This is a genomic window from Levilactobacillus enshiensis, from assembly GCF_007115095.1.
GTDB classification, from domain to species: Bacteria; Bacillota; Bacilli; order Lactobacillales; family Lactobacillaceae; genus Levilactobacillus; species Levilactobacillus enshiensis.
Genome location: NZ_SULH01000033.1, coordinates 1 through 1,293 on the forward strand (window position 1 = coordinate 1; position 1,293 = coordinate 1,293).

The 1,293-nt window shown below is 48.8% G+C and carries 11 tRNA genes; all 11 read right to left on the reverse strand.

Features of this window, described 5'->3' with window-relative positions:
- Window positions 1–213: 213 nt before the first annotated feature.
- Window positions 214–298, reverse strand: a tRNA-Leu gene (locus FAY32_RS14385).
- Window positions 299–330: 32 nt separating this feature from the next.
- Window positions 331–401: transfer RNA gene (locus FAY32_RS14390), tRNA-Cys, on the reverse strand.
- 58 nt (window positions 402–459) lie between these two features.
- Window positions 460–532: transfer RNA gene (locus FAY32_RS14395), tRNA-His, on the reverse strand.
- A gap of 14 nt (window positions 533–546) precedes the next feature.
- A tRNA-Trp gene (locus tag FAY32_RS14400) sits at window positions 547–617 on the reverse strand.
- A gap of 5 nt (window positions 618–622) precedes the next feature.
- Window positions 623–705: transfer RNA gene (locus FAY32_RS14405), tRNA-Tyr, on the reverse strand.
- Between the two features lie 5 nt (window positions 706–710).
- Window positions 711–783 (reverse strand) — tRNA-Phe (locus FAY32_RS14410).
- Between the two features lie 55 nt (window positions 784–838).
- Window positions 839–912, reverse strand: a tRNA-Asp gene (locus FAY32_RS14415).
- A gap of 20 nt (window positions 913–932) precedes the next feature.
- Window positions 933–1,005: transfer RNA gene (locus FAY32_RS14420), tRNA-Val, on the reverse strand.
- A gap of 4 nt (window positions 1,006–1,009) precedes the next feature.
- Window positions 1,010–1,082 (reverse strand) — tRNA-Glu (locus FAY32_RS14425).
- A 13-nt stretch (window positions 1,083–1,095) separates the two neighbouring features.
- Window positions 1,096–1,186, reverse strand: a tRNA-Ser gene (locus FAY32_RS14430).
- 8 nt (window positions 1,187–1,194) lie between these two features.
- Window positions 1,195–1,267: transfer RNA gene (locus FAY32_RS14435), tRNA-Asn, on the reverse strand.
- Window positions 1,268–1,293 lie beyond the last annotated feature (26 nt).

Here is a 1,293-nt window from a genome sequence, read left to right on the forward strand (position 1 = left end):
AGCCGCTTAAGGCATGGAAAGAAGCTGGCGTCCTCAAAAACCGAGGACGCCAGCTTCTTTTTGTCTGTATTTCAATGCGGTCAGTTATTAGGTGCTTACCTTACAGTAAGCACCTATCAGCGCTATCCTTAAAGCTATCCAAGATGATATTGAAAAATTGTACAATAAAAAAGCCACCACCTAATGTGATGACTTCCGAGATGAAACTTCTTATACCGGAGGTGGGGTTCGAACCCACACGACCTCAACGGTCACTGGATTTTGAGTCCAGCGCGTCTGCCAGTTCCGCCACTCCGGCAAAAAAATATTGATTGGATACACCCAAGTCAAAGGTGGTAATCGGATTCGAACCGACGATGAAGGTTTTGCAGACCTCTGCCTTACCACTTGGCTATACCACCATAATCGCCTATCTAATCTGACTGGACCAGCTGAAATTAATCAAGTGCCCCAATCTAGGGCGGTATGTGGGAATCGAACCCACGCGTGCCGGAACCACAATCCGGTGTGTTAACCACTTCACCAATACCGCCATCACATTACAAACAGGGATAGTAGGAATTGAACCCACACCGACGGTTTTGGAGACCGTAGTTCTACCTTTAAACTATATCCCTATGAATGGTGGGGAGTGGATTCGAACCACCGAACCCGAAGGAGCGGATTTACAGTCCGCCGCGTTTAGCCAGACTTCGCTACCCCACCATAAATGGCGCGGGACGGAATCGAACCGCCGACACATGGAGCTTCAATCCATTGCTCTACCGACTGAGCTACCGAGCCATATACCATTCATGTAATATGTTTGTTGTGTATTAAATTATTAATAACATAACAACGGTCCGTACGAGACTCGAACTCGTGATCTCCTCCGTGACAGGGAGGCGTCCTAACCAACTAGACCAACGGACCATAATAATGTTATGTTACGATGGAGGATACAGGGCTCGAACCTGTGACCCTCTGCTTGTAAGGCAGACGCTCTCCCAACTGAGCTAATCCTCCAAAATGACCCGTACGGGATTCGAACCCATGTTACCGCCGTGAAAGGGCGGTGTCTTAAACCACTTGACCAACGGGTCATACTTATGAAAACGGAGAGTGAGGGATTCGAACCCTCGAAACAGGTTAGTACCCGTTTACAGCATTTCCAATGCTGCTCCTTCAGCCACTCGGACAACTCTCCATCTAAAGCTCCGGCAGGCGGGCTCGAACCGTCGACAACCTGATTAACAGTCAGGTGCTCTACCAACTGAGCTATGCCGGAATAATCGCGTGGCAACGTCCTATCCT